The organism is Candidatus Nitronereus thalassa, assembly GCF_032191465.1.
GTDB classification, from domain to species: Bacteria; Nitrospirota; Nitrospiria; order Nitrospirales; family UBA8639; genus Nitronereus; species Nitronereus thalassa.
In genome coordinates, this window is the sequence record NZ_JAQOUE010000001.1 from 2,146,329 (window position 1) to 2,171,799 (window position 25,471).

The 25,471-nt window shown below is 49.0% G+C and carries 24 protein-coding genes, 2 tRNA genes and 1 other RNA gene; 16 read left to right on the forward strand and 11 right to left on the reverse strand.

The annotated features are described in order from the left end of the window. Positions 1-38 precede the first annotated feature (38 nt). Positions 39-2,336: a type I DNA topoisomerase gene (topA, locus tag PPG34_RS09630; RefSeq protein ID WP_313833048.1), complete on the forward strand. Its 2,298-nt coding sequence runs from the start codon at positions 39-41 to the stop codon at positions 2,334-2,336. A 61-nt stretch (positions 2,337-2,397) separates the two neighbouring features. Here topA and clpX read toward each other — a convergent pair whose 3' ends face one another. The 4 genes from clpX to PPG34_RS09650 all read right to left on the reverse strand — a co-directional run bounded on the left by clpX (position 2,398) and on the right by PPG34_RS09650 (position 5,897). Further along, on the reverse strand, positions 2,398-3,657 hold the full coding sequence (clpX, locus tag PPG34_RS09635) for an ATP-dependent Clp protease ATP-binding subunit ClpX (protein ID WP_313833049.1): 1,260 nt from the start codon (positions 3,655-3,657) through the stop codon (positions 2,398-2,400). Positions 3,658-3,690: 33 nt separating this feature from the next. After that, the gene (clpP, locus tag PPG34_RS09640; protein ID WP_313833050.1) at positions 3,691-4,299 is read right to left on the reverse strand and encodes an ATP-dependent Clp endopeptidase proteolytic subunit ClpP; all 609 of its coding nucleotides are present in this window, start codon (positions 4,297-4,299) and stop codon (positions 3,691-3,693) included. Positions 4,300-4,407: 108 nt separating this feature from the next. Next, entirely contained in the window at positions 4,408-5,733 is a 1,326-nt protein-coding gene (gene tig / locus PPG34_RS09645; protein ID WP_313833051.1) for a trigger factor, read from the reverse strand. Between the two features lie 81 nt (positions 5,734-5,814). Next, positions 5,815-5,897 (reverse strand) — tRNA-Leu (locus PPG34_RS09650). 289 nt (positions 5,898-6,186) lie between these two features. Here PPG34_RS09650 and PPG34_RS09655 point away from each other — a divergent pair. Next, positions 6,187-6,447, forward strand: coding sequence for a hypothetical protein (locus PPG34_RS09655; RefSeq protein ID WP_313833052.1), 261 nt, complete (start codon positions 6,187-6,189; stop codon positions 6,445-6,447). A gap of 18 nt (positions 6,448-6,465) precedes the next feature. Then, on the forward strand, positions 6,466-7,272 hold the full coding sequence (locus PPG34_RS09660; protein ID WP_313833053.1) for a hypothetical protein: 807 nt from the start codon (positions 6,466-6,468) through the stop codon (positions 7,270-7,272). On the opposite strand, the gene PPG34_RS09665 is transcribed toward PPG34_RS09660, so the two are convergent. After that, positions 7,273-7,416 (reverse strand): hypothetical protein, encoded by a 144-nt coding sequence (locus PPG34_RS09665; RefSeq protein ID WP_313833054.1) that lies wholly within the window; start codon positions 7,414-7,416, stop codon positions 7,273-7,275. A gap of 107 nt (positions 7,417-7,523) precedes the next feature. Here PPG34_RS09665 and PPG34_RS09670 point away from each other — a divergent pair. The 5 genes from PPG34_RS09670 (at position 7,524) to recR (ending at position 10,847) form a co-directional block, all read left to right on the forward strand. Continuing rightward, positions 7,524-7,613: transfer RNA gene (locus PPG34_RS09670), tRNA-Ser, on the forward strand. A 124-nt stretch (positions 7,614-7,737) separates the two neighbouring features. Continuing rightward, positions 7,738-7,837, forward strand: an RNA gene (gene ffs / locus PPG34_RS09675) — signal recognition particle sRNA small type. Between the two features lie 96 nt (positions 7,838-7,933). After that, positions 7,934-9,796 (forward strand): DNA polymerase III subunit gamma/tau, encoded by a 1,863-nt coding sequence (gene dnaX / locus PPG34_RS09680; protein WP_313833055.1) that lies wholly within the window; start codon positions 7,934-7,936, stop codon positions 9,794-9,796. 2 nt (positions 9,797-9,798) lie between these two features. Then, a complete protein-coding gene (locus tag PPG34_RS09685) occupies positions 9,799-10,125 on the forward strand; it encodes a YbaB/EbfC family nucleoid-associated protein (protein WP_313833056.1) in 327 nt (108 codons plus the stop codon). Positions 10,126-10,238: 113 nt separating this feature from the next. Next, positions 10,239-10,847: a recombination mediator RecR gene (recR, locus tag PPG34_RS09690; protein ID WP_313833057.1), complete on the forward strand. Its 609-nt coding sequence runs from the start codon at positions 10,239-10,241 to the stop codon at positions 10,845-10,847. A 66-nt stretch (positions 10,848-10,913) separates the two neighbouring features. Here recR and PPG34_RS09695 read toward each other — a convergent pair whose 3' ends face one another. Then, positions 10,914-11,177, reverse strand: a complete 264-nt coding sequence (locus PPG34_RS09695; RefSeq protein WP_313833058.1) for a hypothetical protein — start codon at positions 11,175-11,177, stop codon at positions 10,914-10,916. Between the two features lie 590 nt (positions 11,178-11,767). On the opposite strand from PPG34_RS09695, the gene PPG34_RS09700 reads away from it, so the two are divergent. From PPG34_RS09700 to PPG34_RS09710, 3 genes are all read left to right on the forward strand, one after another. Then, positions 11,768-12,583, forward strand: coding sequence for an inositol monophosphatase family protein (locus PPG34_RS09700; protein WP_313833059.1), 816 nt, complete (start codon positions 11,768-11,770; stop codon positions 12,581-12,583). A gap of 39 nt (positions 12,584-12,622) precedes the next feature. Next, on the forward strand, positions 12,623-13,411 hold the full coding sequence (locus PPG34_RS09705) for a hypothetical protein (protein ID WP_313833060.1): 789 nt from the start codon (positions 12,623-12,625) through the stop codon (positions 13,409-13,411). A gap of 371 nt (positions 13,412-13,782) precedes the next feature. Continuing rightward, positions 13,783-14,370: a hypothetical protein gene (locus tag PPG34_RS09710; protein WP_313833061.1), complete on the forward strand. Its 588-nt coding sequence runs from the start codon at positions 13,783-13,785 to the stop codon at positions 14,368-14,370. Between the two features lie 157 nt (positions 14,371-14,527). On the opposite strand, the gene PPG34_RS09715 is transcribed toward PPG34_RS09710, so the two are convergent. Continuing rightward, entirely contained in the window at positions 14,528-14,938 is a 411-nt protein-coding gene (locus tag PPG34_RS09715) for a VOC family protein (RefSeq protein ID WP_313833062.1), read from the reverse strand. Between the two features lie 304 nt (positions 14,939-15,242). Here PPG34_RS09715 and PPG34_RS09720 point away from each other — a divergent pair, with 304 nt between their 5' ends. Continuing rightward, positions 15,243-15,545, forward strand: a complete 303-nt coding sequence (locus tag PPG34_RS09720; protein WP_313833063.1) for a muconolactone Delta-isomerase — start codon at positions 15,243-15,245, stop codon at positions 15,543-15,545. A 59-nt stretch (positions 15,546-15,604) separates the two neighbouring features. Here PPG34_RS09720 and PPG34_RS09725 read toward each other — a convergent pair whose 3' ends face one another. Next, positions 15,605-16,486: a universal stress protein gene (locus PPG34_RS09725; protein WP_313833064.1), complete on the reverse strand. Its 882-nt coding sequence runs from the start codon at positions 16,484-16,486 to the stop codon at positions 15,605-15,607. A gap of 184 nt (positions 16,487-16,670) precedes the next feature. Between PPG34_RS09725 and PPG34_RS09730 the strand changes: the two genes are divergently transcribed. From PPG34_RS09730 to PPG34_RS09740, 3 genes are all read left to right on the forward strand, one after another. Further along, positions 16,671-17,351: a class I SAM-dependent methyltransferase gene (locus PPG34_RS09730; RefSeq protein ID WP_313833065.1), complete on the forward strand. Its 681-nt coding sequence runs from the start codon at positions 16,671-16,673 to the stop codon at positions 17,349-17,351. A 126-nt stretch (positions 17,352-17,477) separates the two neighbouring features. After that, on the forward strand, positions 17,478-18,200 hold the full coding sequence (locus PPG34_RS09735) for an iron-containing redox enzyme family protein (RefSeq protein ID WP_313833066.1): 723 nt from the start codon (positions 17,478-17,480) through the stop codon (positions 18,198-18,200). Beyond that, positions 18,201-19,694, forward strand: a complete 1,494-nt coding sequence (locus PPG34_RS09740) for a class I SAM-dependent methyltransferase (protein WP_313833067.1) — start codon at positions 18,201-18,203, stop codon at positions 19,692-19,694. A 921-nt stretch (positions 19,695-20,615) separates the two neighbouring features. Here the strand turns inward: PPG34_RS09740 and PPG34_RS09745 are convergent. Then, complete coding sequence (locus PPG34_RS09745; protein WP_313833068.1) at positions 20,616-21,548, reverse strand: Ppx/GppA phosphatase family protein; 933 nt, start codon at positions 21,546-21,548, stop codon at positions 20,616-20,618. A gap of 144 nt (positions 21,549-21,692) precedes the next feature. Next, positions 21,693-24,344 carry an ATP-dependent DNA helicase RecG gene (recG, locus tag PPG34_RS09750; protein ID WP_313833069.1) on the reverse strand — a complete coding sequence of 884 codons (2,652 nt, stop codon included), beginning with the start codon at positions 24,342-24,344 and terminating at the stop codon, positions 21,693-21,695. A 129-nt stretch (positions 24,345-24,473) separates the two neighbouring features. Here recG and rpmB point away from each other — a divergent pair, with 129 nt between their 5' ends. Next, the gene (rpmB, locus tag PPG34_RS09755; RefSeq protein ID WP_313833070.1) at positions 24,474-24,665 is read left to right on the forward strand and encodes a 50S ribosomal protein L28; all 192 of its coding nucleotides are present in this window, start codon (positions 24,474-24,476) and stop codon (positions 24,663-24,665) included. A 135-nt stretch (positions 24,666-24,800) separates the two neighbouring features. On the opposite strand, the gene msrB is transcribed toward rpmB, so the two are convergent. Then, positions 24,801-25,301, reverse strand: a complete 501-nt coding sequence (msrB, locus tag PPG34_RS09760; RefSeq protein ID WP_313833071.1) for a peptide-methionine (R)-S-oxide reductase MsrB — start codon at positions 25,299-25,301, stop codon at positions 24,801-24,803. Positions 25,302-25,471 lie beyond the last annotated feature (170 nt).

Below are 25,471 nucleotides of genomic sequence, written 5' to 3' on the forward strand. Positions count from 1 at the left end.
TTGCTTGTTAATATCAGAAAGAGAAAGAACCGCAGCTGGTGGCAAAAAACCTAATCATTGTTGAGTCTCCTGCAAAGGCGCGAACCATTTCAAAATATCTGGGTCGCGGCTATCAAGTATTGGCTTCTGTGGGACATGTAAAAGATTTACCCAAGAGTAAGTTGGGAATTGATGTCGACAACGACTTCCAGCCGCACTATGTCGTCATTCGGGGAAAAAGCAAAACGCTGACCGAGATTAAAGCCCAAGCCAAAAAAGCGGAAAAAGTATTCCTGGCTCCTGACCCTGACCGCGAAGGAGAAGCCATTGCCTGGCACATTGCTGAAGAGTTGAATGGCAAAGCCGACAATGTGTACCGAGTCTTGTTCAATGAAATTACCGAAGGCGCCATCAAGCGGGCCTTGAAATCCCCCGGTGTCATCGACATGAAAAAGGTCAATGCGCAACAAGCCCGCCGCGTGCTAGATCGTATTGTCGGGTACATGTTGAGCCCTTTGTTGTGGAAAAAAGTTCGACGTGGACTCAGTGCCGGTCGAGTGCAGTCCGTGGCCGTACGGATCATCTGTGAGCGAGAAGCCGAACGCGACGCATTCGAACCCGTTGAATATTGGACGATCACAGCAAACTTCCAGGGGCCCAATCCACCAGTTTTTGAAGCTCGCTTGCAAGAGTTCCAAGGTGCACCACTAGAGATTCACTCACAAGATGAGTCTGACCGAGCATTGCAGGCTCTTCAAAATGCGACCTTTACGGTCTCGGCAGTTGATAAGACTGAAAAACGTCGAAACCCTCCTCCGCCATTTATCACAAGTCGTCTTCAGCAGGATGCGTCAAGAAAGCTCCGTTTCAGCGCCAAAAAGACCATGATGTTAGCTCAACGGTTATATGAAGGCATTGAAATTGGTAAAGAAGGCCCAGTCGGATTGATTACTTATATGAGAACTGACTCAACGCGAATTTCCAACGACTCGCAAACTGAAGCTGCTGATCTTATTCGTGAGAAATTTGGGGATCAGTACCTTCCCGACAAACCCAATGTGTATAAGACATCGAAATCCGCTCAAGAGGCACACGAAGCGATTCGCCCGACCTCGGCGCAACGTGACCCTGAATCCTTGAAGCCATTTTTGGAAGACGACCTCTACAAACTGTACAAGCTTATTTGGAACCGGTTTCTCGCATCGCAAATGACCAAGGGCTTGGACGAAGCCACCAAGGTCACCATCCAGGCAGGCGAGTATGGGTTTCGCGCGACGGGAACGGTGGAAAAATTCGACGGCTTTCGACGAATCTATGTAGAAGGCACCGATGTCCCCGAAAGGGGAAAAGGAGCCCTAGATCCACAAACGGTTGCCAATGACGAAGAGACCAAACGATTGCCGGAACTCGCAGTCGGGGATGATCTCAGTCTCGTGGAAATTGAGGATCAAGGTCTCATCCCCAAACAGCATTTCACGCAACCACCCCCCCGATATAACGAAGCATTATTGATTCGCGAACTCGAAGAAAAAGGGATTGGAAGACCATCGACCTACGCCACGATTATTTCCACGATTCAGGATCGCCAATATGTCCAAAAGGAAGAAGGTCGGTTTAAACCGACCGAATTGGGACAAACGGTGAACAATCGGTTGGTCACCTATTTTCCACGAATTTTTGACGTGGCATTTACGGCTCGAATGGAATCCGAACTGGATGACATTGAAGAAGGTGAAAAAAATTGGGTCTCAACCATTTCCGAATTTTACACGCCCTTTTCCAAGGACCTTGGAGATGCCGAAGCCAACATGGAGGATCTCAAGGGGAAGGAAGAACCCACGGACATTGTCTGCGATAAATGTGGTCAGAACATGGTCATTAAATGGGGACGCCATGGCCATTTCTTAGCCTGCCCAGGTTATCCAACTTGCAAAAATACGAAACCATTTACCAAAGACGAATCGGGAACCATTACCGTAGTTGAACAGGAACAGGAAACAACTGGGGAAGTGTGCGAAAAATGTGGGAATGCCATGGTAGTCAAACAGGGTCGCTTTGGCAGCTTTCTCGCCTGCTCCAATTACCCCGAGTGTAAGACCACGAAACCGTTGTCTCTTGGAGTCAAATGCCCAGCCGAAGGCTGTACTGGCGATCTTGCTCAACGTCGGACAAAAAAAGGCCGGACCTTTTATTCCTGCAGTACCTACCCGAAATGCACCTTCGCGATTTGGAACAAACCCATCAACCGCGCTTGCCCAAAATGCCAGGCCCCATTCCTCATCGAAAAGTACAGCAAGCAGGCTGGAAAGAGCATTGAATGTTATCAGGAGAGTTGCGATTTTCAGGAGGCAGGATAGTAGGGAAGACGTATCTCGTATTTTGTATTTCGTTTTTTAACGAGATACGAAATACGACTTTTTAAGTTCCCACCGCAGGCTTCATCCCTTTGGATTGCTCGAATATTTTAATCGCTTCACCCTTTTTCAGAATCACATCTTCTGTAATGACGACTTCTCGTATTTCATTCTGAGAAGGAATATCGTACATAATATCCAGCATCACTTCTTCCAGGATGGCCCGCAACCCCCGGGCTCCCGTTTTTTGGGCATGTGCCTTCGCAGCAATTGCAGTCAGCGCCCCCTCTGTAAATTTCAGTTTCACTTTGTCGAAAGACAACAACTTTTGATATTGCTTGATTAGCGCGTTACGAGGTTCTGTAAGAATTCTGACGAGTGCTTTTTCATCAAGTTCATCCAGAGTGGTGACCACCGGCAGCCGACCAATAAATTCTGGGATCAGCCCATAATGGAGCAAGTCTTCTGGTTGCACCTGCGCCAACATCGACCCCGATCGTTCATGACGAGATTTTTTGGCCTCGGATTTGAACCCCATGCGCTTTTGATTCAAGCGACGCTCAATAATATCTTCTAAACCAACAAAAGCACCTCCACAAATCACCAAAATATTTTTGGTATCGACTTGGATGAATTCTTGATGGGGATGCTTGCGCCCGCCCTGGGGAGGCACATTGGCGACTGTGCCTTCAATCAATTTCAATAACGCTTGTTGAACCCCTTCTCCAGAGACATCTCGGGTAATCGAAGGACTGTCGGACTTACGAGTAATCTTGTCGATCTCATCAATATAGATAATCCCACGCTCTGCCCGCTCAACTTCGTAATCCGCAGCCTGCAACAATTTTAAAATAATGTTTTCGACGTCTTCCCCGACATACCCTGCTTCCGTTAAGGTGGTGGCATCTGCCAAGGTAAACGGCACATCTAGATAATCCGCCAACGTTTGCGCAAGAAGGGTTTTCCCGGTCCCCGTGGGACCAACCATCAAGATGTTCCCCTTTTGGAGTTGCACATCCCCAGCATCATTTGCGGCAATCCGTTTGTAGTGATTATGCACCGCCACCGAAAGAATTTTTTTGGCACGAGGCTGACCAATAATATATTGATCGAGATGGCGATTGATTTCTGCGGGCTTACGAAGCTTTGAGGAGATCTCTTCCTTAGCCTCCTGCCATTCTTCGGCCATAATTTCATTGCACAGGCCCACGCATTCATCACAAATATAGACAGTAGGGCCAGCGATCAGTTTCCGAACCTGATCGCGGCTTTTCCCGCAAAACGAACATCGAAGATTCGCTTCTGTTTTAATTTGTTTTGCCATAATGTTTAAACAACCAGTGCCTTATTGCTGGGCTTACTTCCCGTTTGTCCCCTTGCCCTTTTCTGCCACTCGGACAATGACTTCATCGATGAGACCATATTCTTTGGCTTCATTCGCGGATAGAAAATAATCCCGTTCCGTATCCTGTTCAATTTTCTCCAAAGGCTGCCCCGTGTGCTGAGCCAAGACCTGGTTCAGTCGTTCACGAATTTTCAAAATTTCTTTTGCATGAATATCAATTTCCGTCGCTTGTCCTTGAAAGCCCCCCATCGGTTGATGAATCATGACGCGTGCATTGGGGAGAGCATACCGTTTGCCTTTGGCACCTCCTGCTAGGAGGAACGCCCCCATACTCGCGGCTTGCCCTAAACAAATGGTGGTGATCGGCGGCTTCACATATTGCATGGTATCGTAGATGCCCAGCCCAGCCGTGACGCTCCCTCCGGGAGAATTAATATAAATGTTAATATCTTTTTCGGGGTCTTCCGCTTCTAAGAATAGCAGCTGCGCAATAATGAGATTCGAAAACACATCATCAATCGGGGCTCCAAGAAAGATAATCCGATCTTTCAACAAGCGGGAATAAATATCGTACGCGCGCTCACCGCGGTTCGTCGTTTCAATTACCATAGGAACTAACATAACTGGTCTGCCCTTTCTGTTCTGATAACTGTTTTCACGGTATGGATGATCGAATTCCAAATCAGGATGGCACCCATCATGATTTGGGAGAGACACCCCCTCCCGCAATTATCCTTGAATCACTGCAAATTGATAGACGAGTTGCAAGGCCTTCTCCGACCGAAGCCGATCCTGAAATTCTTGACGCGACGACTCCCCACCCGATTTTATCATTTCCTGAATATTTTCCACTGGAATTTGAAGGCTGTGCGCTAATTTGGTGATTTCCTCTTGAATCTCTTCCTCGGAAATGGATACACCCTCTTTGTCCGCAATGGCTTCGAGGATCAAGGCGAGTTTCACGCGCTTTTTGGCATCAGGAGCAAGATCTTGCTGCAACCGCTTTACCTCGGCTTCCCAAAAACTCTGATCATCAGGGGGATGACTGCCACCCTTTTTCCTTTGCTCTTCCATTAAGCGCTGACGGACCATGGCTTTAACTTCTCGATCCACCAACACTTCGGGGAGGTCAAAATGATGCATTTCCACTAAGCGCTCGATGATTTGATCTTTATGGGCTTCCTCAATCGTTCGCTTAAGTGAGTTTTCCAATTCAGTGCGCACTTTGTCTTTCAGTGCTTGCACAGTTTCATACGGGCCGCAGTCCTTCGCGAATTCGTCATCCAACGCTGGGATAATTTTTTGCTTGACTCCAATAATAGAAAGCCGAAACGTCACCGACTTTCCCGCCAACCGTTCGTCTGGATGAGTAGCAGGATATTCTTGAATGACTTCCGCGGTTTGCCCTTCGGTTTTGCCCATCAACGCTTCGTCAATCTTGATCCCCAGAACGGGTTCGTTGGATCCCACGTTATGGAGATGACCGTCTTTCTTTGATCCCTCAACCGGTTCCCCATCGAGAAAGCCTTCAATATTCACCACGGCAAGCAGCCCTTCGTCGAGTGTAGTCTCCGCCGGAGCCGCATCAATCCTCGCCTGAGACTGGCGCAGATTTTCCAAAGCCTTATCCACATCTTCATCAGAAACGGTTCGAGGATCAGGCTTTAAGGAAATGGGATTGGGAGGACGATAGTCGCGCAATTCGATTTTCGGTTTAATCTCCACCGTGGCGGTGAAGGTGAGGGTCGCGTTGCGCTGGGCTTTCATCCGTTCGAGCGGTGGAATTTCTACCAAAACGGGAGACACGTCTGCTTCCCTCATCGCGCGGTGATAATAGTCAGGTACCAACCGTTGAATCACATCCTGCTCAGCCGCCTTCGCATATCGTTTTTCCAACATCGCCAAGGGAGCCTTCCCGGGGCGAAACCCTGGGATACGAACTTGCCGTTTGAGATCGGTATAGACCCGGTCGAATTCTTTATTGACCGCATCTTCAGGCACCTCGATCTTGATGGCGCGTTTGACTGGGCCTAATTCTGTGACTTCCAATTTCATGATGTGTGTCTACCTTATCTACTTTAATGATACTTTATAATGATAAATGAATGAGTCAATGAGAAAATTAATGAGGAAGCGTGGTGCGAGAGGGGGGACTTGAACCCCCACGGTAAACCACGAGATCCTAAATCTCGCGCGTCTGCCAATTCCGCCACTCTCGCTTCAATTAATCAATGTCCTTCGGTATGGAGGGTCATTCAAATTTTTCTTCACGCGCATCGAACCGAACAATGGCATTCCCATCGCCACAGGCCCTTGTTTGTGAGGGTGTTTTTCCTATTTACCCACACCTTGCGTGTAGTGTCAACGACTAACAAAAGACCGTGAAGCGCATCTCGTCGCTCGTATTTCGTAAGGGAAGGACATCCTGGGGAAGTGCCACAAAGACCTCTCACCATCGGTGATTCTGCCGTTGCGATTATTGCGTCAAGTAGGATAAGGTAATCCGTTATGGGACTCAAGAAACTCTACCTTGATATTTACGAACAGTTCGCCAAGAAACACGACACGGTCAAGGGCTATAGCTTTCAGGAAAACCATCAAGGAAGTATGCGCCCCAAGATGGTCACGTTCAAGGACCGGGTCAAATGGTGGACCCTTGATCGCCCGAAACGATTAAAAATGATCAAGGAAGAACGAGACCGACAGCAACAGGATATTCTCTCGATCAAACAGCCGTCTAAGTCTCAGCCTCAACCTCCTCAAGCCTGACTCTCTGCACGACGACACATGTCTGAGTTCGTCAGAGCGACATTGCTATTATATCGCCAAGCCTTACAGGCGACCGGTTCATCCCTGATCCGAAACTGGATTCTCATCATTGCCGTCATCGCACTAACCATCTTTATGTTTCTCATCACGGGGGTCGCCAGACCCTTGGGAATGCTCGGGGGGTTTTTACTGGGAGCCGCGAATGCGTTTGCCGTGGGGGCCCTTTTGGGGCTCTTGGAACAAGCCGTGATGAGTACTCGACGGATGACCTGGGAAGATTTGTGGCAGGCAGCCGGTCAATATTTCTGGGATGTCCTTACCATTGGGTTTATTGTCTTGCTCCCCTTGCAATTTCTCGAGCTCGGCATGCAAAACAACCCCTATGGCCCCATGATCGTCTCAGCCATCTTTTTCCTGCTTTTTCTTTTGCTGAATCCCGTTCCTGAAATTATTTATCAAAGCCGCCTGGGATCACCCCTCGACAGCCTAAAGGAAAGCTATGAGTTCGTGTTAGAAAATTGGATTGAATGGTTTTTGCCCTTGGCGTTTGTACTCGCACCGTTCGGGCTCTCTTTTTTCTTTGGAATATCCAGCCAAGGCGGTCGGCTCAGCGGGCTAGATTTTTTACAATTGCTACAATTACCTTTGGCAATACTAAGCCAACTCTTTCAATTCTTCGGATTTTCCTCCTCTCTTGCTACCGTCATGGTCCTCCTCTTCACCCCCATTGGGGTCGTGGCAATGATGCTCTTTCGAGGATTCCTTTTTAAAGCCCTACATGGATCATCAAGACGTCAACGCCAATTTCGGGCACGGTCTTTGTAATCATAAAGAGACTCTGGCTGCTGGTCGCTGGTTGCTCGTATTTTTTGATTTCCCCATTCTTTTTCCACCGACAGGCAACAAGCAACCAAGAAGAATCATCCGTGCACATCCAGCCGTCGGGCTTTCAATGGAAAAATGCCCCATGTGCTCTCCTTGTGGACCAGAAGGGCCCATGATAAGATGTCGAGCCTTGCTGGGAACAAGAAAAAACCTTGTTGATTCGTCAACAATTTTCTAGGGAAATAGGGTGCGGAGAGGTGCGAGAGTGGCCGATTCGGCGTGCTTGGAAAGCACGTGTACCGGCAACGGTACCATGGGTTCGAATCCCATCCTCTCCGCCATAAAAAATCGTTGCTCGTATTTCGTCGTTCGTATCTCGTAAAAGAACGAAATGCGGAATACGAACAGCTAAACAATAGCGCATCCACAGGTCGGATTCGCCTTGAAGAATTAGTGCGGAAAAGGGGCCGGGCCCTGTGCAACAGAATCTTGTGAACCCCGCCAGGTCCGGAAGGAAGCAACGGTAAGCAGGCGAGTCTGTGTGCCGCAGGATCACCTGGCCCCGGTTTTTTATTGTTAAGGTGTATTTGTATCTCGTCTTTTATTTTACGTATCTCGTATTTTTGCGAGCGACGAGCACCCAGACACGAACAACGAATAAATGGAATACCAAGTCTCCGCGAGAAAATTTCGGCCCGGCACCTTTGACGAACTCATTGGCCAGCCGCATGTTGTCCAAACCTTGCGCAATGCGATTCTTCGAAAGCAGGTAGCTCATGCCTATTTGTTTTCCGGCATGCGCGGCGTGGGGAAGACCACGGTGGCGCGTATTCTGGCCAAGGCGCTGAATTGCGAAAATGGCCCCACGACCGACCCCTGCGGACAATGCGAAAGCTGTAAAGAAGTCACACGCGGAAACTCAGTGGATGTCATCGAAATCGACGGAGCGTCCAATACCGGCGTCGATGATGTTCGAGAGCTTCGGGAAAACGTGAAATATTCCCCATTTCGTGGCACTTATCGAATTTACATTATCGACGAAGTCCACATGCTCTCGAATTCCGCATTTAACGCCCTTCTCAAAACTCTTGAAGAACCTCCGGCCCATGCTGTCTTTGTCTTTGCCACGACCGAGGTCCATAAGATCCCGGCCACGATAACCTCACGCTGTCAGCATTTTAATTTCCGCCGCATCCCGCGCCGGGAAATCATTGCTCGCCTGCTTGAAGTCGCTCAACGGAATGGGGTCAACATTGAAGAACGAAGCCTCGGTGCTATTGCCCAGGCCAGCGAAGGCAGCATGCGCGATGCCTTAAGTTTGCTGGATCAGGCCGTGGCCTTTGGAGGAAAATCGATCACCGATCAGGATATTGAAGAAATGCTCGGCTCGGTCCCTGACGAATTGGTGCGCCGATTAGTGGAAACCGTGGTCAGTCAGGACGCTGCCGCTGCCGTGGAATTGGTCGGGGAAGTGATCGATCACGGCTATGATCTTCGCGCGTATTGTGGCGCTGTCGTGGAACGCATGCGGAATCTCATGATCGCGGCCGTCGTGCCAGAAGCAGGACAGGCTGAAGGGTTGATGGATTTACCAAGCGAAGATGTCCAGCAACTGATGACCGAGGCCAAAGCTTTTTCTGTGGAGCAATTACAGGAACTCTTTCAATTGTTTGCCCAGGCTGAAGACCGTCTTCGTGCCACTGCCCATCCGCGATTCGCCTTTGAAGTGGCAACAGTTCGAGCCGCTCGTCTGCGGCAACGCCCACAAGCGGAGACCAACAGTCCTGCGAAAGACACGAGGCCCAAGCCTCAGGTCAAAAATACAGAAGCCCCTCAGGCCGCCACACCAAGACAGCCAGTCCCGGAATCGGCCACGAAACAAAAAACATCACCTCCACCGGAGCGCCAAACCACATCGGGTTCGACTCCAGCACGAAATGAGCCCCGTCCCATTCCCAGGCCCCCAATACCCAGCAACCGCCCACCACAGGCTACGGTTCCTCCTAGTGCCCCGGAGCGGCCGCCCGCCGTATCCACGACATCCCCAACCAAGGCGGCTCCACCAAGAGGTCGACCATCCCCCGCTTTGGCCCCGGCGATTCGACAGGAGGATTGGCACAAAGTCGTCGAAGCAATGGTCAAAAAATATCCGAACATCGGCACGTTTCTCGAAATGGGGATGCTGGTCAAAGTCGAAGGGCATCAAGTCATTATTGGATTTCCCAAAACCGCGTCGGTGGCCTGTTCTCGGATTCAAAAAGAAGAAACTCGGACCTTGGTCTCCACTGTTTGCCAGGAAGTCGTCGGCGCCACCGTACAACTGCGCGTGGTCGAATTAACCGAAGGTCATGAGAGTGGACCAAGCATCAAACAGATACGAGCCCAACAACAGAAACAAGATGAAGACGCCTTGCTGCAAGAAGCAAAGGCCAACCCCCTAGTGAAGCAAACCATGGAATTATTTGGCGGTGCTGTGATCAAAGCCAGCCGCATGGTCGAGAAAGTCGAGAATAAGGAGGCATAAACATGTCGAAAAATCCATTTGGCAATATGGGCAACTTGATGAAACAAGCGCAAGAAATGCAAGAACGATTGGGCAAGATTCAAGAAGAGGCCGAACATAAAACTGTGGAAGCATCCGCGGGCGGAGGCATGGTCACGGTCACCGCCAATGGGGGAATGAAAATTACCAAAATTGCGATTGACCCTGAGGTTTTGAAATCCGAAGATCCGGATATGCTCCAAGACTTATTAGTCGCAGCCACCAACGAAGCCCTTCGAAAAGCTAAAGAACTCATGGCCGAAGAAGTGAAAGGGCTGACTGGCGGCATGGGCATCCCGGGGATGTTTTAAATGACTCGTTGCTAGGTACTGGTTGCTCGTCGCTAGTAAAAAAATGAACAAAGATCGACTATCTCTCACCAGCAACAAACGACCAGCGAATTTTCTATGATGAGCAATCAATTATGAGCGTACAACAGCAATCCCAAGGCCTGTTGGCTAAACTGACGAAAGAGTTTGTCCGTTTGCCGGGCATCGGACAAAAGACAGCCCAACGACTAGCCTTCCACATGATGAAAGCCAATAAGGAAGACGCATTGCGGCTCGCCAATGCCATCCGTGACGTCAAAGAATTCGTGACCTTCTGTGTCCAGTGCCGCAATATCGCGGAATGCGAGTTATGCGAGATCTGCCAAGACCCGAAGCGAGACCGTACGAAAATCTTAGTGGTCGAAGAACCCAGCACTCTCTTTGCCATTGACCAAAGCCGTGGATATAAAGGCTTATATCACGTGTTGATGGGATCGCTCTCTCCACTGGATGGCGTAGGCCCAGCGGATATTCGCGTAAAAGAACTGGAACTCCGTGTGCAAGGCGGAGGCGTAGAAGAAATCATTGTCGCCACCAACCCCACCATTGAAGGCGAAGCCACAGCGATTTATCTCACCAAAGTGCTCAAACCCTACGGAGTAAAAATCTCTCGTATCGCCTATGGCATCCCGGTCGGCATGGATATCGAATATGCCGATGATGTCACCCTCACCAAATCCATCGAAGGTCGGCGGGAACTATAAAAACGTCGTTCGTATCTCGTCGCTCGTATTTCGTAAAAAACCAAAGACGGATTACGCTTTACGTTCTTAGCTTCCCAACAGCCTGGCAAAATCTTCGAGATCAGACTTCCAACTTTTGCCGGAGGGGTCATCCGCTTTCGCAAATTGGGAAAGACCTTGAAGTACTACACGTCGGGTTTCCTCTGACGGCAATCCATCGGCAAAGAGTTTGGGAATGCGTAACCCATGCGACACACGGTAAAGATTGGCTTGATCCATGTCCGACAGGTTGAGATGCTTCAACACGCGAAGCAATCGCCCTTGCCCCTTTTCCGTGAACGTCTCAATCACACAGGCACATAACCCTCCTACGTTGTAGCGCACTTGCGGAGATAGCTGGCTGAGGTTCGTGGAGGACGATTTGGCCTTTCCTGTGGAGACAGTTTGGGATTTCGCTGCTTTCCTGGCAGACGAAGGTTTGGACGTAACCGCCTTCTTCGAAGCTTTTTTCTTAGAAACGGCGGCCTTTTTCCCCTTAGTTTGAGTAAATGATGTTACCTTTTTCTTTTTAGTTTTAACCGCAGATTGTGACGTTGAAGCCGATGATAAAGACTTTTTTGATTTGGTGGTTGACTTCTTTTGCGCAGTAGGTTTTTTTCCTTTGACACTCTTCGTTTTTGCTTTGGCCTTGGTGGAGCTTTTTTTGCCATTAGGCTTTTTGCTTGATGCATGGGGAAACTTGCCAGAGGTCTTCGAGCCCTTGGATTTTTTAGATGGTTTGCTGTGTCTCTTTTTTGTGGCCATGAATCCTTTCTCCCAGTCGCTCAATAATAAAAAAGACAAAAAAATTTTGGTCCAGAAATATAGCCCTTTCCTCATAGGGCGGCAATACCCAAGGATCTCGTGTGGTCTTTTCTTTCCGGTATGATAGGATAGCTTTCATGTCACAATCCAAACTTCCTCCCCCTTCGGAACTGCAAGCGTTGAAAAAAGTTGCCATTGAGGCCGCCCAGGTCGGCGGCGAGATTCTGCAAAAGTACACCAAAGCCGGTTTTGCCATTGAACACAAAACCCGGCTGAGTTTGGTCACTGATGCCGACAAAGAGTCCGAGCGAACGATTGTCGCTCTCCTCAAACAAGCCTATCCCACCCATCAGATTTTGGCCGAAGAAGAAGGCATTCACTCGGCTCAACAATCCCCCTATAAATGGGTGATCGACCCCCTCGACGGCACAACTAATTTCACCCATGGGCTTCCTTTATATAATGTCTCGATAGGCCTGGAATATGAAGGCGCGTGTATTGTCGGCGTTGTCTTTGACCCGACTCGTCCTGAACTGTTTGTCGGCGTGAAGAATGAAGGGGCCACCTGCAATGGGCAACCCATTCAGGTGTCTCGGATTGCTGAATTAGGCAAATCCCTACTCGTGACCGGGTTTGGATACGATATCGCGGAAAGCGGCGACAACCTCGATGAGTTTTGCCGCTTCACGCTCAGGACACAGGGCGTCCGGCGAACCGGCACCGCGGCCATCGACCTGTGCTACGTAGCCAGTGGCCGATTTGATGGCTTTTGGGAAATGAACCTCAATCCTTGGGATACCGCGGCGGGAACCGTCATTCTGGGGGAAGCGGGGGGGAAGGTGACCTCTTATGACGGAGCGCCGTACACCATCTACAGCAAACAAATGGTGGCCAGCAATGGACTTCTTCATGAGGCCATCATCGATGTACTTGGCCAGTCAACGAAAAAATGATTCGGAAAGCATCAATGTGAAAGGCAAAGGCACACATACATGAAATTTTTTCTCAGATTGCTTGCGCTGCTTGGCGTGCTCGGCGTGATTGCCATTATCATTGTTGGCATGTCCTTGAATGCCCTTGTGAAAACCGGTGTGGAAACCATGGGGCCGAAAGTTTTGGGGGTCCCCATCACGCTGGAAGACGTAGATATTTCGCTTCTCTCTGGCGGGAAGGACATGCGGGCCAGCCTGGAAAGGCTCATTATCAAAAACCCCGCTGGCTATGAAACCGACTATGCGTTTTCTCTTCCGAATATTCGGGTTCAGGTAGATCGAAATTCCGTACTCACCGATACGATCATCATCGAAGAAATTTTAATTGCAGGCCCTGCCATTACGTTTGAAGGTTCCTTGCTCGGGAGCAACCTGGGAGACATTCAGGATAACGTGAAACACAACACGGCCTCTGCGTCAGACGATGAGACAGAAAAGAAAGGCGAACAGCATGAAGACCGAGAGAAAACCGTTCACATTAAAAAAGTGACCATGAAAGATGCGAAAATTAATTTGAGTTTGTTCGGTGGGGAAGCCGAAATGATCGAATTGACCTTGCCCGATTTTGAATTACGCGATATCGGCAATAAACCAGGAGGCACAAGTTTTCAAAAAGCCTCAGCTGAAATATTCGATGCGATTTATGCGGCTATTATTAAGGCCGTCACAGAGTCGGGAAAATTAATTCCCAAGAGTCTTAAACAGTTTGGGAAAACGGCGGAGGAGTTGGGGAAGTCGGCTGAGAAGGTTGGGAAGGAATTGTTGAAGGGGTTGTTCAATAATAAATAAGAGAACTGAGAGACCCGTCGAATTGTCATTTCGACCAAAGGGAGAAATCTGGTTTTAACCTTCGCAAAAATGGATTGGTTGAAATTTACCTTAGCAGGGTTTCGCCCCTGCAGACGAGGTCCTTTTGTTTCGGCAAAAGGACCCAAAACCATGTTCGCCCGTGCGTGGCCCTGCGGGTCCCTAGTCCACAGGATCGAATTAAATGGCTGCGCAACTCGCTCCGCTCAGACAATGCTCGCCAAAATGTTGAATTCGATCCTGCGGCCCAGCCACGCCCAAGGCAAGTTGATTTGGATTTTGAATATATATGGACTCTGTAAACACCTAATAAACGAGCTACTTCTGAATTTCTTTAAACAAAAAGGACTTTCATGAACGAGCAAGAAGCCCTTCGTTCATTTACAACTCTCGGGGCAGTTATACTTGGCTTTTTACTTAGCCAAATATCTGAGTGGGTTAAATCAAAGAGAAAGTCAGACAAAAAAAGACTAGCTATTCGAAGCCTTATCGAACTTGAAACAAAAAATAATATTTCTTACATATCAGAATTTTGGCAAAGTATTTTGGCAAGCAAGGAAAAGTGGAATGATGAAGGAGGGGCCTTTCTATATGTACAACTCGCTGAACAAGCATCGAGGAAACCCTTTCCTCAATTAACAACAGATGCATGGAAAGCTAATCTTGGAGAAATGCCAACAGTTTATTCACAAGTTGAATTAGAAAAACTTTGGAAACTCCAAAGAAATATTGAGCGGCTATTGTCATTGCACTACTTTTTTTGTGAAGCCAGAGAAGAAAAAATGGAAACTAGTCGTTTTTACAAAGGCCTAAATAAAAGTAGTGTGGGTATGATATTTAGTCAGCTAGGGTTTACGGATTCAGTGCTTGAACTTGCGAAAGAGTTTAAAAGTCTAAGTGAAACAATTCTCCTCTTTAACTTCAATGAAACAAAGTCTTAAAACCCAGGCTAATTCGTTTTACTTAACGTTAAGCTCTCCCTTCTGATGTAGATTTTTGGGTAACGGGTGCATCTAGCCTAACCGAAGACGCTACAATTTGGCGTAAAAGGAATCTATTCCAAATCTTTCCTCCCGTTGCGAACAAAGGTAAAAAAGATCATGAAAACTGAATTCCAGTATCCTGGACCTCGCGGTAGGGGAGGAGCCAGACTAGGGATTCGTCGTGGAGGTCGCCGACTTGGATGCGGTTACCCCAGGGGTCGCGGAAATCGCAGCGGAAGTTGGGCTCCATTTTCAGGCCATATTTGTTAACCAGTTTTTCTCGCACTTCGTTGATTTGGGCTTCGTCCCGGACCATGATGCCAAAGTGTTTCATGCGATCGGGCTGAAGTTTTTCCACTTCGAAGATCGCCAGGAATTGATGCTCGCCGAGTTTGCACCAGGCTGCTCCTTCTCCACCTTGTCGTAGCATTTCGAGATTAAACACATCTGAATAAAATTCCACCGCCTTCTGCACATCATCCACCTCAATCACCACATGATTGCAGCCATACACTTGAACCGCCATGTTTGAATCTCCTTTTTTTTATGTGTAATTCCCAATTGTCATTTTTATTATAGCGGGGTTTCGCCCCCGCCGACGAGGTCCTTTTGTTTCGGCAAAAGGACCCAAAACCATTTTGCCCGTGCACGGCCCTTCGGGTAAACTCCGCCACGGTACCGAATTATATGGCTGCGCAACTCGCTTCGCTCAGAAAATACTCGCCATAGAAGTGGAATTCGGTACCGAGGCTCCGTCGCGCACAAGGGCATAGGATTAGGAAATATAAGCTGGAAGATTAAAATACTACAGAGAAAAAAGGGGAGAAATCATGTTATTTTTTGTGAAGGTTCGAGTGAAGCACGAGGGGATGTCGTTGGATGAGTTGTGGACTCTTTGGGAAAAGGAAGCCAAATCGGCCCTTGGTGCCAAACAGGCCGGAAAGGTGCAGGCATTATACAAAGTCGTCGGGCAGCGGCGCGTGTTGGCCATTGCCGACGTGGAATCCCACGACGAACTGGATCGCATTCTCATGGCCGGAATTCCCATGGCCAACGTAGTGGATGTCGAAGAAGTGCTGCCGATTCGGGCGTATGAAGATTTTGCTAACGATTTAAAGCGACGGTGGAAATAATTTGGTGGACATGGCTGGCAGCATAAAATACTGCGGCTCCAACATACCAGGCTCTTCCCCTAATTTTCTTTTCCTGTCGGTCGGATGAGCAACACCGAATGGGTGGAGCGATGCAGCACGGTATGCGACACGCTTCCCAGGACAAAACGAGAGAGGATAGAGGGATTGTGGGTTCCCATAACAATTAAATCCGGGTTGGTGGAGCCCTCCTGTTCCAAAATGGTTTCCGCCGGAGATCCCATGCCCACCCTTCCAATCACCGAATAGTGAAGGGCTTTCAATTTCCCCACCACATGATCGGTAAACGTCTCCGCGCTTTCCAATGCTTGTTGTATCTTGGTTTCTGAAGCCGAGACGCCTGCGCGCAAAATGGATCGTGGAATGGGAACGACATTGAAGACCGTAATTTCCGCGGTGCTTTTGAAAGGATGATTACCAAAGAATTCCACGGCGGTTTGTTCATCGCCCTCTCCCTGAATGGGCAATAAGATGTCATCTAATTTCGCCACAGGGGATTTTACAATACAGACGGAACAAGGCGCATGCGTCAACACCCGATGAGAGACACTGCCAAAGATGACTTCTTGCACTTCGCCCAACCCTCTGGCCCCGATGAGAATTAGGTCTGTTTTTTCTTCTTCCACTATCGTTAGAATGCGATCCGCCGGGGAGCCGATTTCCAATCGTTTTGAGACCGGGGCATTGTGGTAGGACAAATGAGCCATGGCTTGTTTGAGGATGTGCTCCCCTTCCTCCCGCATGGCTTGTTCTATGGTCATGGCCAAATCTTTAGTAATATCAGGACCGAGTGCCGGATAGGTAAGTCTTGGCAAGTTCACGACATGCACCACGGTGAGACTTTTTACCGATGAGAGTTGCCCCACGACCTCGACAGCGTGCTGAGAATGCGGAGACCCGTCTACAGCTAATAGCACACGCATCAGTGTTTCTCCTTGTTCCCTGTCACAGGGTCCCGTTTGGTTTGCCGTAATTCCCACACGGTTAGATAAATTTTTACTATCATGGGTAAAGAATAACGAATCGAGAAATCGCTCACAAGGTTGGAGAAGGGCTTAAAGTGAGGTATGATAACCGTGACCAATTAAATTTTTCGAGTTGTTCGCCATGAGTGCATTGACTTCTCTCATTCACCGTTTGTTTGTTCGCCCTTCGATGGTCTTCCGTCTGCTGATCGTGGGTTCGACTTTTATGATGGTTTCCGTCGTGGAAGCGGCACCGAAAGATAAAGAGCGCTGGGACCGAAAATATGGCACCGAGGAATATATTTTTGGAAAAACTCCGATCGCCTTCTTAAAAAAATATCTTCATCTTCTCCCAAAAGGAAAGGCCTTAGACATCGCCATGGGCGAGGGGCGCAACGGAGTATTTCTCGCGGCCCAAGGATTTCAAGTGACAGGAATTGATATTTCCGAGACAGGATTGAGCAAGGCTAGAACCCTTGCTAAAGAACAGGGCGTGTCCATCGAGACCCAAGTGGTGGATCTCGAAACCACTGAACTCCCGGCGAACACTTATGATGTCATTATTTGCACCTATTACCTACAAAGGAATCTATTTCCACAAATAATCAATGCCCTTAAACCTGGCGGCATGGTCGTGGTAGAAACCTATACTGTAGATCACCAAAAATACCGTCCCCGCTTTCCTCGCCAATTTCTCCTGGAACCCAATGAACTTCTGCATCATTTTAAAGACCTCACCGTCTTACAGTATCAATTACAGGATGATGGACAAACGGCCTATGCCAGCATTCTGGCAGCGAAACCGAAACCCGTCCGTCACTGAACAGTTGGGTCTCCGTAGGTCACCCTACGGATCTTCCTCCCTTGCGACATATTGAGACCTTCGTGTACTCTTCCCCGGCTTATTAGTTTTTATATTTTCTTGCTCTGGTAAGGGGGATTTCGAATTATGGGCCCTGTTCAAGAGTTACCAGTCGACGTCGATTCCCTTATTCATGAATTACAAAGTCATCCGGTTAATACCAACGAATTTTTTAGGACCTTTAAAACACGCCAGCTCAACCCTCGTCAGTTACGTGTTTTCATTCGTCAGTATCACTACTTTTGTTTTCACTTCGTCAAAGTCTTGGAAGGGCTGCTGTATCATACCCCCATTGACCAAGTGGAAATGCGCACCCAGTTGGCGAAAACTCTCTATTCCGAATTAGGAAGCGGTTCTCACGAACACGTGCACATTCGGCAGTTAGAACGATTTGCCCACAGCATCGGCTTACATCCGCAAGATCTGGAAGAGACCGAACCCATTCAGGAAGTCACGCAGTATTTGGAAACCCTACGCCGATTATTTTTGCAGTCGAGCCATTTAACGGCCTTGGGCGCCGAACTCGCCGTGGAAACCACGGCCATTTCCGAGTTCCAATACTTTCTCCCAGGCCTTCAGCAATATGAACACTTCGATCGGCGAGATCTCGCTTTTTTTGAATTGCATGTGGCCGAGGAAGAAGTGCATGGCGAATGGCTCATCGAGGCCGTGCGCAAAACCGCCAAGTCAGATGAAGATTTATTCGAAGTCGCGTTTGGCGCTCGTGAGACTGCCGACGCCTGGCTCGAATTTTGGGATGGCATGTACCTTGCTGTCTTTGATGCTAACCCTTCCGACGCTCTCAATTGAATGTCGGATTTTCCCCCAACCTCACCGTCCACCATCCAACCACAGGCTCTTGAAGGCGCAGTCCTCCAGCAACGGGCCTGGCGCATGCCCGATCTTATCGTGTATCAATACGGCCCCGAAGAATGGTGGGTCACTCCGCTGGATGAAGATCTTCCCCTCGTCAAATTGAACCGCATGGGCGCTTCGCTCCTTGGGGCCATGGATGGCCGGTCTTCCATTCAAACGTTGCTCGCTCAATTCGGAAAATGGGTATGCGGTCCGCATCAAGAAACTGGGCGCTATTTTTTAGAGCGGTGGGCCACCCCTCGCTATTCGCTCTGCTATTACGGTGATGAAGCACCGAGCGGACATAGCGTGAATGCCAAATGGGATCTCTTGCTGCAAAAGGTTCGGGAACAATGGCATGAGAATGTCGCTGAGGAAACCGATGAACATCTCACCGATTTTCACCACAAAGGCATTCAAAGCCACCACGGCCATTTTGAAATCGTCGAAACCACGGTCTCGCATTTACTCCGCGAACCCTGCGAAGCGCTGAACGGGCTATCGTATGGGCAACTTCTCGCGAAAACCTTGCGGCAACTCGGCTGGTGGAACCCCAAACCCAACCGGATCGTCGAAGTCGGCGCAGGGCTCGGTTATTTGTCACACGAAATGGCAAAGGAACTGACCCCCGTCGAACGACGAAACGTCGAATATATTTTTCTGGATCTGACTCGCCCATTTCTGCATTCCCAACTCGATCTCGCGACGAAAGCCGGATGGAATGCCCTCGCGCTGAATGCCAATGCGGAATTTTTGCCCATTGCTGATGCCAGCGTAGACCTCGTCATCGACAATGAAAACTTGGCGGACATGACGCCAACTCATTTCAGCAAGGAAGAATTGGATTCAGGCAAAGGAGCCAACGAAGAACATCAACGCAGTTTGGATTTGATTCATAAACTTCGATTGAATTTGGACAAACCGTATCCTGATGAAGCCATCTTCAACTACGGAGCCATTCAATTTCTGATTGAGCTGTGGCGGGTGTTACGTCCGGGTGGGAGAGCATTACTGATTGAATTTGGCATTGACTCAGGCTGGCCCGACCCAGTACGGCTTCCCGGTCATACCGAGTACGAGGTGCAATATTCGCACATGCGCCATACCGCAAAGTGGCTTGGTTTTAACGAACAATACTGCGCCCTACCGCAACTGCTTTCCATCAAACGCGACACCCAAGTACTGTGTACCGGAGCAGCCTATGCTCTCCGGCGATTGCAAGAAGCCGAAGGAAAAAAGTTCGCCGTCCGTGCATACACGGAATCTGAACTAAAACAGTCTCTCGGCGATGCCCTGCCCAAAATTACTGGACTGCACTACCACAACATCCTCGACCCCGCTTGGTTTGGCCTCTGGGACTTCAAAGCCTTGATTCTAGAAAAACCCGGCGGCTTCAAACGGCCCGCCTACCAAGAGTCAGGCGGCTTCCGCTGGTATAGTCAGCGATAGTCTTCTTCTTGGCTATTTACCCTGCTCCCTTTGGTAAAAAATGATCGGACGGTCCCCCGATATCATTTTTCGGGATTTCGCCCCCACATAAAATAAATTCTGAATAAGATTGCGGCACAAGCAGGCAGGACAAAATCAGGCGGCTCCGGTAGAATCCCAGCTGCCTATCAGGAGAGGGGCAGCCTTCCAGGGCACACAGCCAGCGATAATTCACTTCTTTTTCCAGAAATTGTCTGCTACGGTGAAATATGGAAATGAATGCTCAGTTAGCAAATGCTGGCCCCCTGATACGAATGGCCCAATCAGAAGAGGCTCAACCAATCTTTTGGGTGGCTCTTATCATTTCATACCTTATTGCCATATTTCTTATGTTTGGCCTCTGGAAACAACCGGATACTTATAAAAAACGACTTATCTGGACTCTTCTTTTACTATTTCCATTTTTTGGTCCCATATTCTATGGGGGTCTTTATCGCCCTCCAAAAGTTCAACCCAAAGACATGAGGGCTAAGGAAAATATTACATACGGAGCAGGATGAGCAGGATAAGGAATTCACACTTTTTATTATGGAAGGAGAAAAAATGGCGGTACTTGTTACTCAACTTTGCTTGTTTCAACTTGAGAGCATAACTTCAGATCAACCTTAGCCGTTTCGCTGTCCGTTTGATTCACCTCTTACTTCCATATTCCTCCCCCGCTTTCGTACGCGGCGGAGCTGCGGTACCGAATTCGACTATTATGGCGAAGGCTGTTTGAGCGAAGAGGTGGATTTAAACCTCGAAGCGAGTTCCTGAGCCATCTAATTCGGGACCGTGGCGGAATCCACCCGTAGGGACGCGCACGGGTGGAAATGGTTTTGGACACTTTTGCCGAAACAAAAGTGTCTCGTCGCGCGGGGACGGAACCCCGCATAAAAAATACTAGTAAATTGTGTTTTGTCGTGCCAAATTCACTAGCACTCCTTCCCGTAGCCCGTACTCACTGACTAGGCATTGATCTTGGTCAAGTTCTTCCATGACGCAGCGGAGGATAAGGGTACCGGCGGCAATGACTTCTTCACGGCCTTTCTCTAGCCCGGGGATGCCGGTGCGTTCGGATTGTTTTCGAGGGAGAATGGTGCGCTCGAGGTTTTTTATTGTTTCAAGCTTAAGAGAATAATTATGAACACGGTCGGGATCGTAGATGGTAAGTCCTTGAGCGATAGCGGCTAAGGAGGTAATGGTTCCGGCGGTTCCGACGAACGTCAGTCCGGACGTATCGCCGAGGGCGCCTAAGGCCTTTCGTGTTAATGAATGGATGAGTTGTTTTGCTTCATGAACCTCTGAAGTCGTTGGCGGATCACTTTTCAGTACACGCTCAGATAATCGCACAACGCCCATGTCAATCGAAATGGTTTGCACTTCCTGGCCTTGCCGATCCACGATAAACTCTGTGCTTCCACCGCCGATATCAAGGCCAAGTATGTCACCAACAGAAGTTGGCAGCCCAGAACGAAGACCTAAGAGTGTTCTCCTGGCTTCCTCCTGACCATCAATAACTTCTACCTCTATGCCGGCTTCTTGTTTGACCCGCCTGAGAAATTCCTCACGATTGCGCGCTTCGCGGACTGCGCTTGTGGCAACGGCAATGGAGGCTCCAACGTCATGCTGTTTAATCACGCCGTGCCATTCTTTAATCGCTTCGACGACACGAGTCATGGCCTCCGGCTTGAGTCGCTTAGTTTCATCAACACCTTCACCCAACCGAAGAATCTTTCGTCCGGAGAACACGGGCTTCACTGGACCAGGGCCCTCAACGTCTCCAATCAATAATCGGCAGGTGAGTGTGCCAATGTCGATCGATGCTACTCTCATAAGAAAATCGTTGCTCGTTGCTGGTTGCTTGTCGCTCGTGAAAAAACGTCGTTCGCATTTCGTATCTCGTATTTCGCGGGAGGAAGATTGCTATCTTCACTTCTTTTGCGTTTCACGCTTCACGAGATACGCTTCACGATCTCCTCATCCTATCGATCCCAATTCTAACTTTTTTTGCCACCGTCGCAGCATGGCGGTTTTTAGTTCTTGATGTTCGGGTAAGGATAGGTGTGGATCTTGTTGCACCAAGAGAAACGCTTCGTCGCGGGCCTGCTCAAGCAATTGGCTATCTCGCACGAGATCAGCCACGCGAAATTCAGGAATGCCCCATTGACGAGTGCCGAGGAATTCTCCAGGACCACGAATGAGTAGGTCCTGTTCAGCTATCGCAAACCCGTCGGAACAGTTCACCATCGCCTTCAATCGTTGTTGTGCACTCTGGGTTACAGATGCCGTATTGCGTGCTGCCCATGTTTCTTGAATGCCCAGCGGTAGTTCTGGTGCAAATTTCACATCCTTCCTTTGAGAAAATTCTTCTGTCGTATCTGGTTCCATAGCACCTGCCTTACTCCTGGCCGAACTTATTAGCAGGCAAAAAGATTGATGGTCCCCTCGTCCTACGCGTCCGCGCAATTGATGCAACTGCGCCAAACCGAACCGGTCGGCATGTTCAATTGCCATCACCGTGGCATTAGGAATATCTAAGCCCACTTCAATCACCGTAGTGGCCACCAACACTTGCAGGAAACCCTCTTTAAAGGCTGCCATGACCTGGGCTTTTTCTTCGGACTTCATGCGTCCATGCAACAGACCTATTGTATAGAAGGGAAACTCTTCCTTCTGAAGCCGCGCCGCCGCTTGAGTGGCCGCTTCCAGATCAGTTTTTTCGGACTCCTCCACAAGCGGGTACACAATATACGCCTGGCGACCGGATTCGATTTGTTTTCGAATCAGGGAGTAAGCTCGCGATCTTGAACTTTGGCGAAACACTCTGGTTTGAATGGGCTTTCGCCCGGGCGGCATTTCATCAATAACCGACACATCCAAATCCCCGTAGACCGTCATGGCCAAGGTTCGTGGAATGGGAGTGGCCGTCATCACGATGACATCTGGATGAATGCCTTTGGTTCTGAGGGTCCCACGTTGCAACACCCCAAACTTGTGTTGTTCATCCACCACCACCAAGCCAAGTTTGGCGAATTGCACGGTTTCTTCCAGCAGCGCATGAGTGCCAACGATTAGTTGGACTTCGCCCGAGGTGATTTGCTCATAGACTTTTTCCCGTTCTTTGGTGGAAAGCCCTCCCGATACCCGTGCCATTTTGACACCAAGATCTGCGACGTATTTTTGGAGATTCAAATAATGTTGTTCTGCCAGGATTTCTGTTGGGACCATGAGCGCCGCTTGATAGCCAGACCCTACGGCAATCAACATGGCATTCAAGGCCACGATGGTTTTTCCTGACCCCACATCACCTTGAATCAGCCGATTCATGGGACTGGGTTTAACCATATCTTGTTGAATCTCATGAATCACACGAGTTTGGGCTTTAGTTAAAGGGAAAGGGAGTTGCTTGTGCAGTTGAGCTACCAATGGAGTGGCGGGCGTAAAGGCAATTCCAGGAGTTTCTTTTTGGTTTGTCATTTGACGAATGGCCAGTGCAACCTGAAGAACAAAGCATTCTTCAAATGCCAGCCGTCGATGCGCAGGGGTCTGCCACCCATTCAATTCATTGAGATCGATGTGTTCCTCGGGAAAGTGCACCAGGCGCATGGCCTCACTCATAGTCGGCCATTGGTACCGTTGTCGGAGCGACAGAGGTAAAATTTCCTGAAACTGATAGTGGTATTCCTCAAGCAGGCCCTGCATCATTCGACGTAAATGACGAGAGGTCAAGCCTTTCGTCTCATGATAAACCGGGACGATACGTCCTACATGCAGGAGCCCGTCCTCTTCAGGATCCACCACTTCAAACTGCGGCGATCGCATTTGCCAATGTGCTCGTCTTCCCGGCGCCACACTGACCAACCCACTCAGAACCACGCGCATCCCAGACTGAAACGTTTTTTCCAAATAAGGCTGATTAAAAAACACCACTTCGATGACTCCGGTTTCATCTCGAACAAAGACCGACACGAGCGTCATATTGCGTCTGGGGATCCGGCGTAGGGTGGTTCGATCCACCACGCCCGAGACGGTGGCTCTTTCCCCAGCCACGAGCGTAAATATCGAGGAGATGACCGACCGGTCTTCATAACGCCAGGGCAAAACCCACAGAGCATCTTCGATGGTTCGAATCCCTAATTTTTCAAGCAGAAGAGCGCGTTTTGGCCCAACCCCCTTGGCATAGCGAATAGACACTTCATGGAGGGGTCGATGGCCTTGGCTCGTTGAGGGATCTACTTCACGGGCGTTGCTGCAGGATCTGGCAGTCTGAGATGCAGGAGATAATTCTACAGACTTTTCCACCTTGGGAATGTCCTTAATCGAAAAGGAAATCCGATCCAAAATACGCCTAGCTTGGATCAGTTGATTCAGTTCGTTTGGTAACGTGACCTTGGTATCATTTTGGAAGAGCGCGCGAAGCGCGAGTAATTCCGATTCAATTTTTCTGGGAAAGACGACCTCGCCCAAGGCCTGTACGATTTGCCCAGTAATGAACGTCTCGAGATTTTTAATCTTGGCTTTTTTTGCCCCTCCCTGCCGGTGCGCCAACTCAATGGGTCGATTTAGTCTCGCGAGTAAGCCACGGAGGTATTCTAGGGGTTCCCTTCCAATCAATGGAGAAGTGGGCATTTTCAAAGGAGTTATCCAGTTTAGGACCCACGTGAGGGCCTGGGTTATCAGACAGGCTTGTCAGAAAGGCTGGGGGTATGGTAACAAGAGTGACCCTCGGGTACAATCTTGGAAGGAGGAAAGACAATTATGGCGTTTTCATGTTCAATTTGCGGAAAAAATCGGATGGCTGGCCACAATGTCAGTCACGCGAATAATAAAACCAAACGGGTGTTTCGACCCAATCTTCAAAATGTCCGGGCCTTGGTCAATGGAGCCACGAAGCGGATTCGGGTATGCACTCGATGCTTACGGTCTGGATTGGTCAAAAAATCCGTCTAATTTTTCGTTCTCTCGAAAATAGAAAGTATCGGGGCAATACCACCATCCTTCTTTTTCCTCCCAGGTTTCACACCCTAACTATACCACCTCACAATTTTTTCTAAATGGCGGGAGAGCTTGACCATCGGTCGGCCATTAGGCCGCCCGAAACACTAATGCCGCTGAATTGATGCAGTACCGCAAACCAGTGGGTGGTGGTCCATCATCGAACACATGGCCTTGATGCCCACCACATCGGCTGCAATGCACTTCGGTCCTTGGATAGAGAAGCTTCCAATCGGTTTTTGTTCCAATCGCCTTGGGCGAAATGGGCTCCCAAAAACTTGGCCATCCGGTTTGGCTGTCAAACTTTTTCTCTGATGAAAATAAAGGAAGATCACAACCCGCACAGTGATAGATTCCTTCAGCCTTGCTGTTATGGTATTCGTTTTTAAATGGGGGTTCGGTGCCCTCTTTCCGAAGAACTGCATATTGTTCCGGAGTGAGGATCTTCTTCCACTCCTGGTCGGTTTTTTCGATTTCAAATTTCATCGGACTCTCCTTTGCCAAGGCTTGACCAAAACCTAGCGCCTTGCCCAATGCACCCACCCCCATGAAAACAGCCATTGCCATGACAGTCCGTCTGCTTACTTCCATATCATCCTCCTTTCTATTCACGGGAAGATAGTTCCTGCTTCCCCAGCTATTATAACAAACATGAAAGCGACGATGAGTTACAGTCTTGATGTAAAGAAGAGTGTTACAGGAGGGTCATGCGGTGATTTGCTCAGGGAGAATTCCCAAAGGAAATCACAAGAATTTATAAG

Excerpts from the sequence above, each read along its gene's own strand:
- clpX (WP_313833049.1), bottom strand. The coding sequence starts at position 3,657 with ATGGCAAAACAAATTAAAACAGAAGCGAATCTTCGATGTTCGTTTTGC.
- clpP (WP_313833050.1), bottom strand. The coding sequence starts at position 4,299 with ATGTTAGTTCCTATGGTAATTGAAACGACGAACCGCGGTGAGCGCGCG.
- tig (WP_313833051.1), bottom strand. The coding sequence starts at position 5,733 with ATGAAATTGGAAGTCACAGAATTAGGCCCAGTCAAACGCGCCATCAAG.
- PPG34_RS09655 (WP_313833052.1), top strand. The coding sequence starts at position 6,187 with ATGGGACTCAAGAAACTCTACCTTGATATTTACGAACAGTTCGCCAAG.
- PPG34_RS09660 (WP_313833053.1), top strand. The coding sequence starts at position 6,466 with ATGTCTGAGTTCGTCAGAGCGACATTGCTATTATATCGCCAAGCCTTA.
- PPG34_RS09665 (WP_313833054.1), bottom strand. The coding sequence starts at position 7,416 with ATGGGGCATTTTTCCATTGAAAGCCCGACGGCTGGATGTGCACGGATG.
- dnaX (WP_313833055.1), top strand. The coding sequence starts at position 7,934 with ATGGAATACCAAGTCTCCGCGAGAAAATTTCGGCCCGGCACCTTTGAC.
- PPG34_RS09685 (WP_313833056.1), top strand. The coding sequence starts at position 9,799 with ATGTCGAAAAATCCATTTGGCAATATGGGCAACTTGATGAAACAAGCG.
- recR (WP_313833057.1), top strand. The coding sequence starts at position 10,239 with ATGAGCGTACAACAGCAATCCCAAGGCCTGTTGGCTAAACTGACGAAA.
- PPG34_RS09700 (WP_313833059.1), top strand. The coding sequence starts at position 11,768 with ATGTCACAATCCAAACTTCCTCCCCCTTCGGAACTGCAAGCGTTGAAA.
- PPG34_RS09705 (WP_313833060.1), top strand. The coding sequence starts at position 12,623 with ATGAAATTTTTTCTCAGATTGCTTGCGCTGCTTGGCGTGCTCGGCGTG.
- PPG34_RS09710 (WP_313833061.1), top strand. The coding sequence starts at position 13,783 with ATGAACGAGCAAGAAGCCCTTCGTTCATTTACAACTCTCGGGGCAGTT.
- PPG34_RS09715 (WP_313833062.1), bottom strand. The coding sequence starts at position 14,938 with ATGGCGGTTCAAGTGTATGGCTGCAATCATGTGGTGATTGAGGTGGAT.
- PPG34_RS09720 (WP_313833063.1), top strand. The coding sequence starts at position 15,243 with ATGTTATTTTTTGTGAAGGTTCGAGTGAAGCACGAGGGGATGTCGTTG.
- PPG34_RS09725 (WP_313833064.1), bottom strand. The coding sequence starts at position 16,486 with ATGCGTGTGCTATTAGCTGTAGACGGGTCTCCGCATTCTCAGCACGCT.
- PPG34_RS09730 (WP_313833065.1), top strand. The coding sequence starts at position 16,671 with ATGAGTGCATTGACTTCTCTCATTCACCGTTTGTTTGTTCGCCCTTCG.
- PPG34_RS09735 (WP_313833066.1), top strand. The coding sequence starts at position 17,478 with ATGGGCCCTGTTCAAGAGTTACCAGTCGACGTCGATTCCCTTATTCAT.
- PPG34_RS09740 (WP_313833067.1), top strand. The coding sequence starts at position 18,201 with ATGTCGGATTTTCCCCCAACCTCACCGTCCACCATCCAACCACAGGCT.
- PPG34_RS09745 (WP_313833068.1), bottom strand. The coding sequence starts at position 21,548 with ATGAGAGTAGCATCGATCGACATTGGCACACTCACCTGCCGATTATTG.
- recG (WP_313833069.1), bottom strand. The coding sequence starts at position 24,344 with ATGCCCACTTCTCCATTGATTGGAAGGGAACCCCTAGAATACCTCCGT.
- rpmB (WP_313833070.1), top strand. The coding sequence starts at position 24,474 with ATGGCGTTTTCATGTTCAATTTGCGGAAAAAATCGGATGGCTGGCCAC.
- msrB (WP_313833071.1), bottom strand. The coding sequence starts at position 25,301 with ATGGAAGTAAGCAGACGGACTGTCATGGCAATGGCTGTTTTCATGGGG.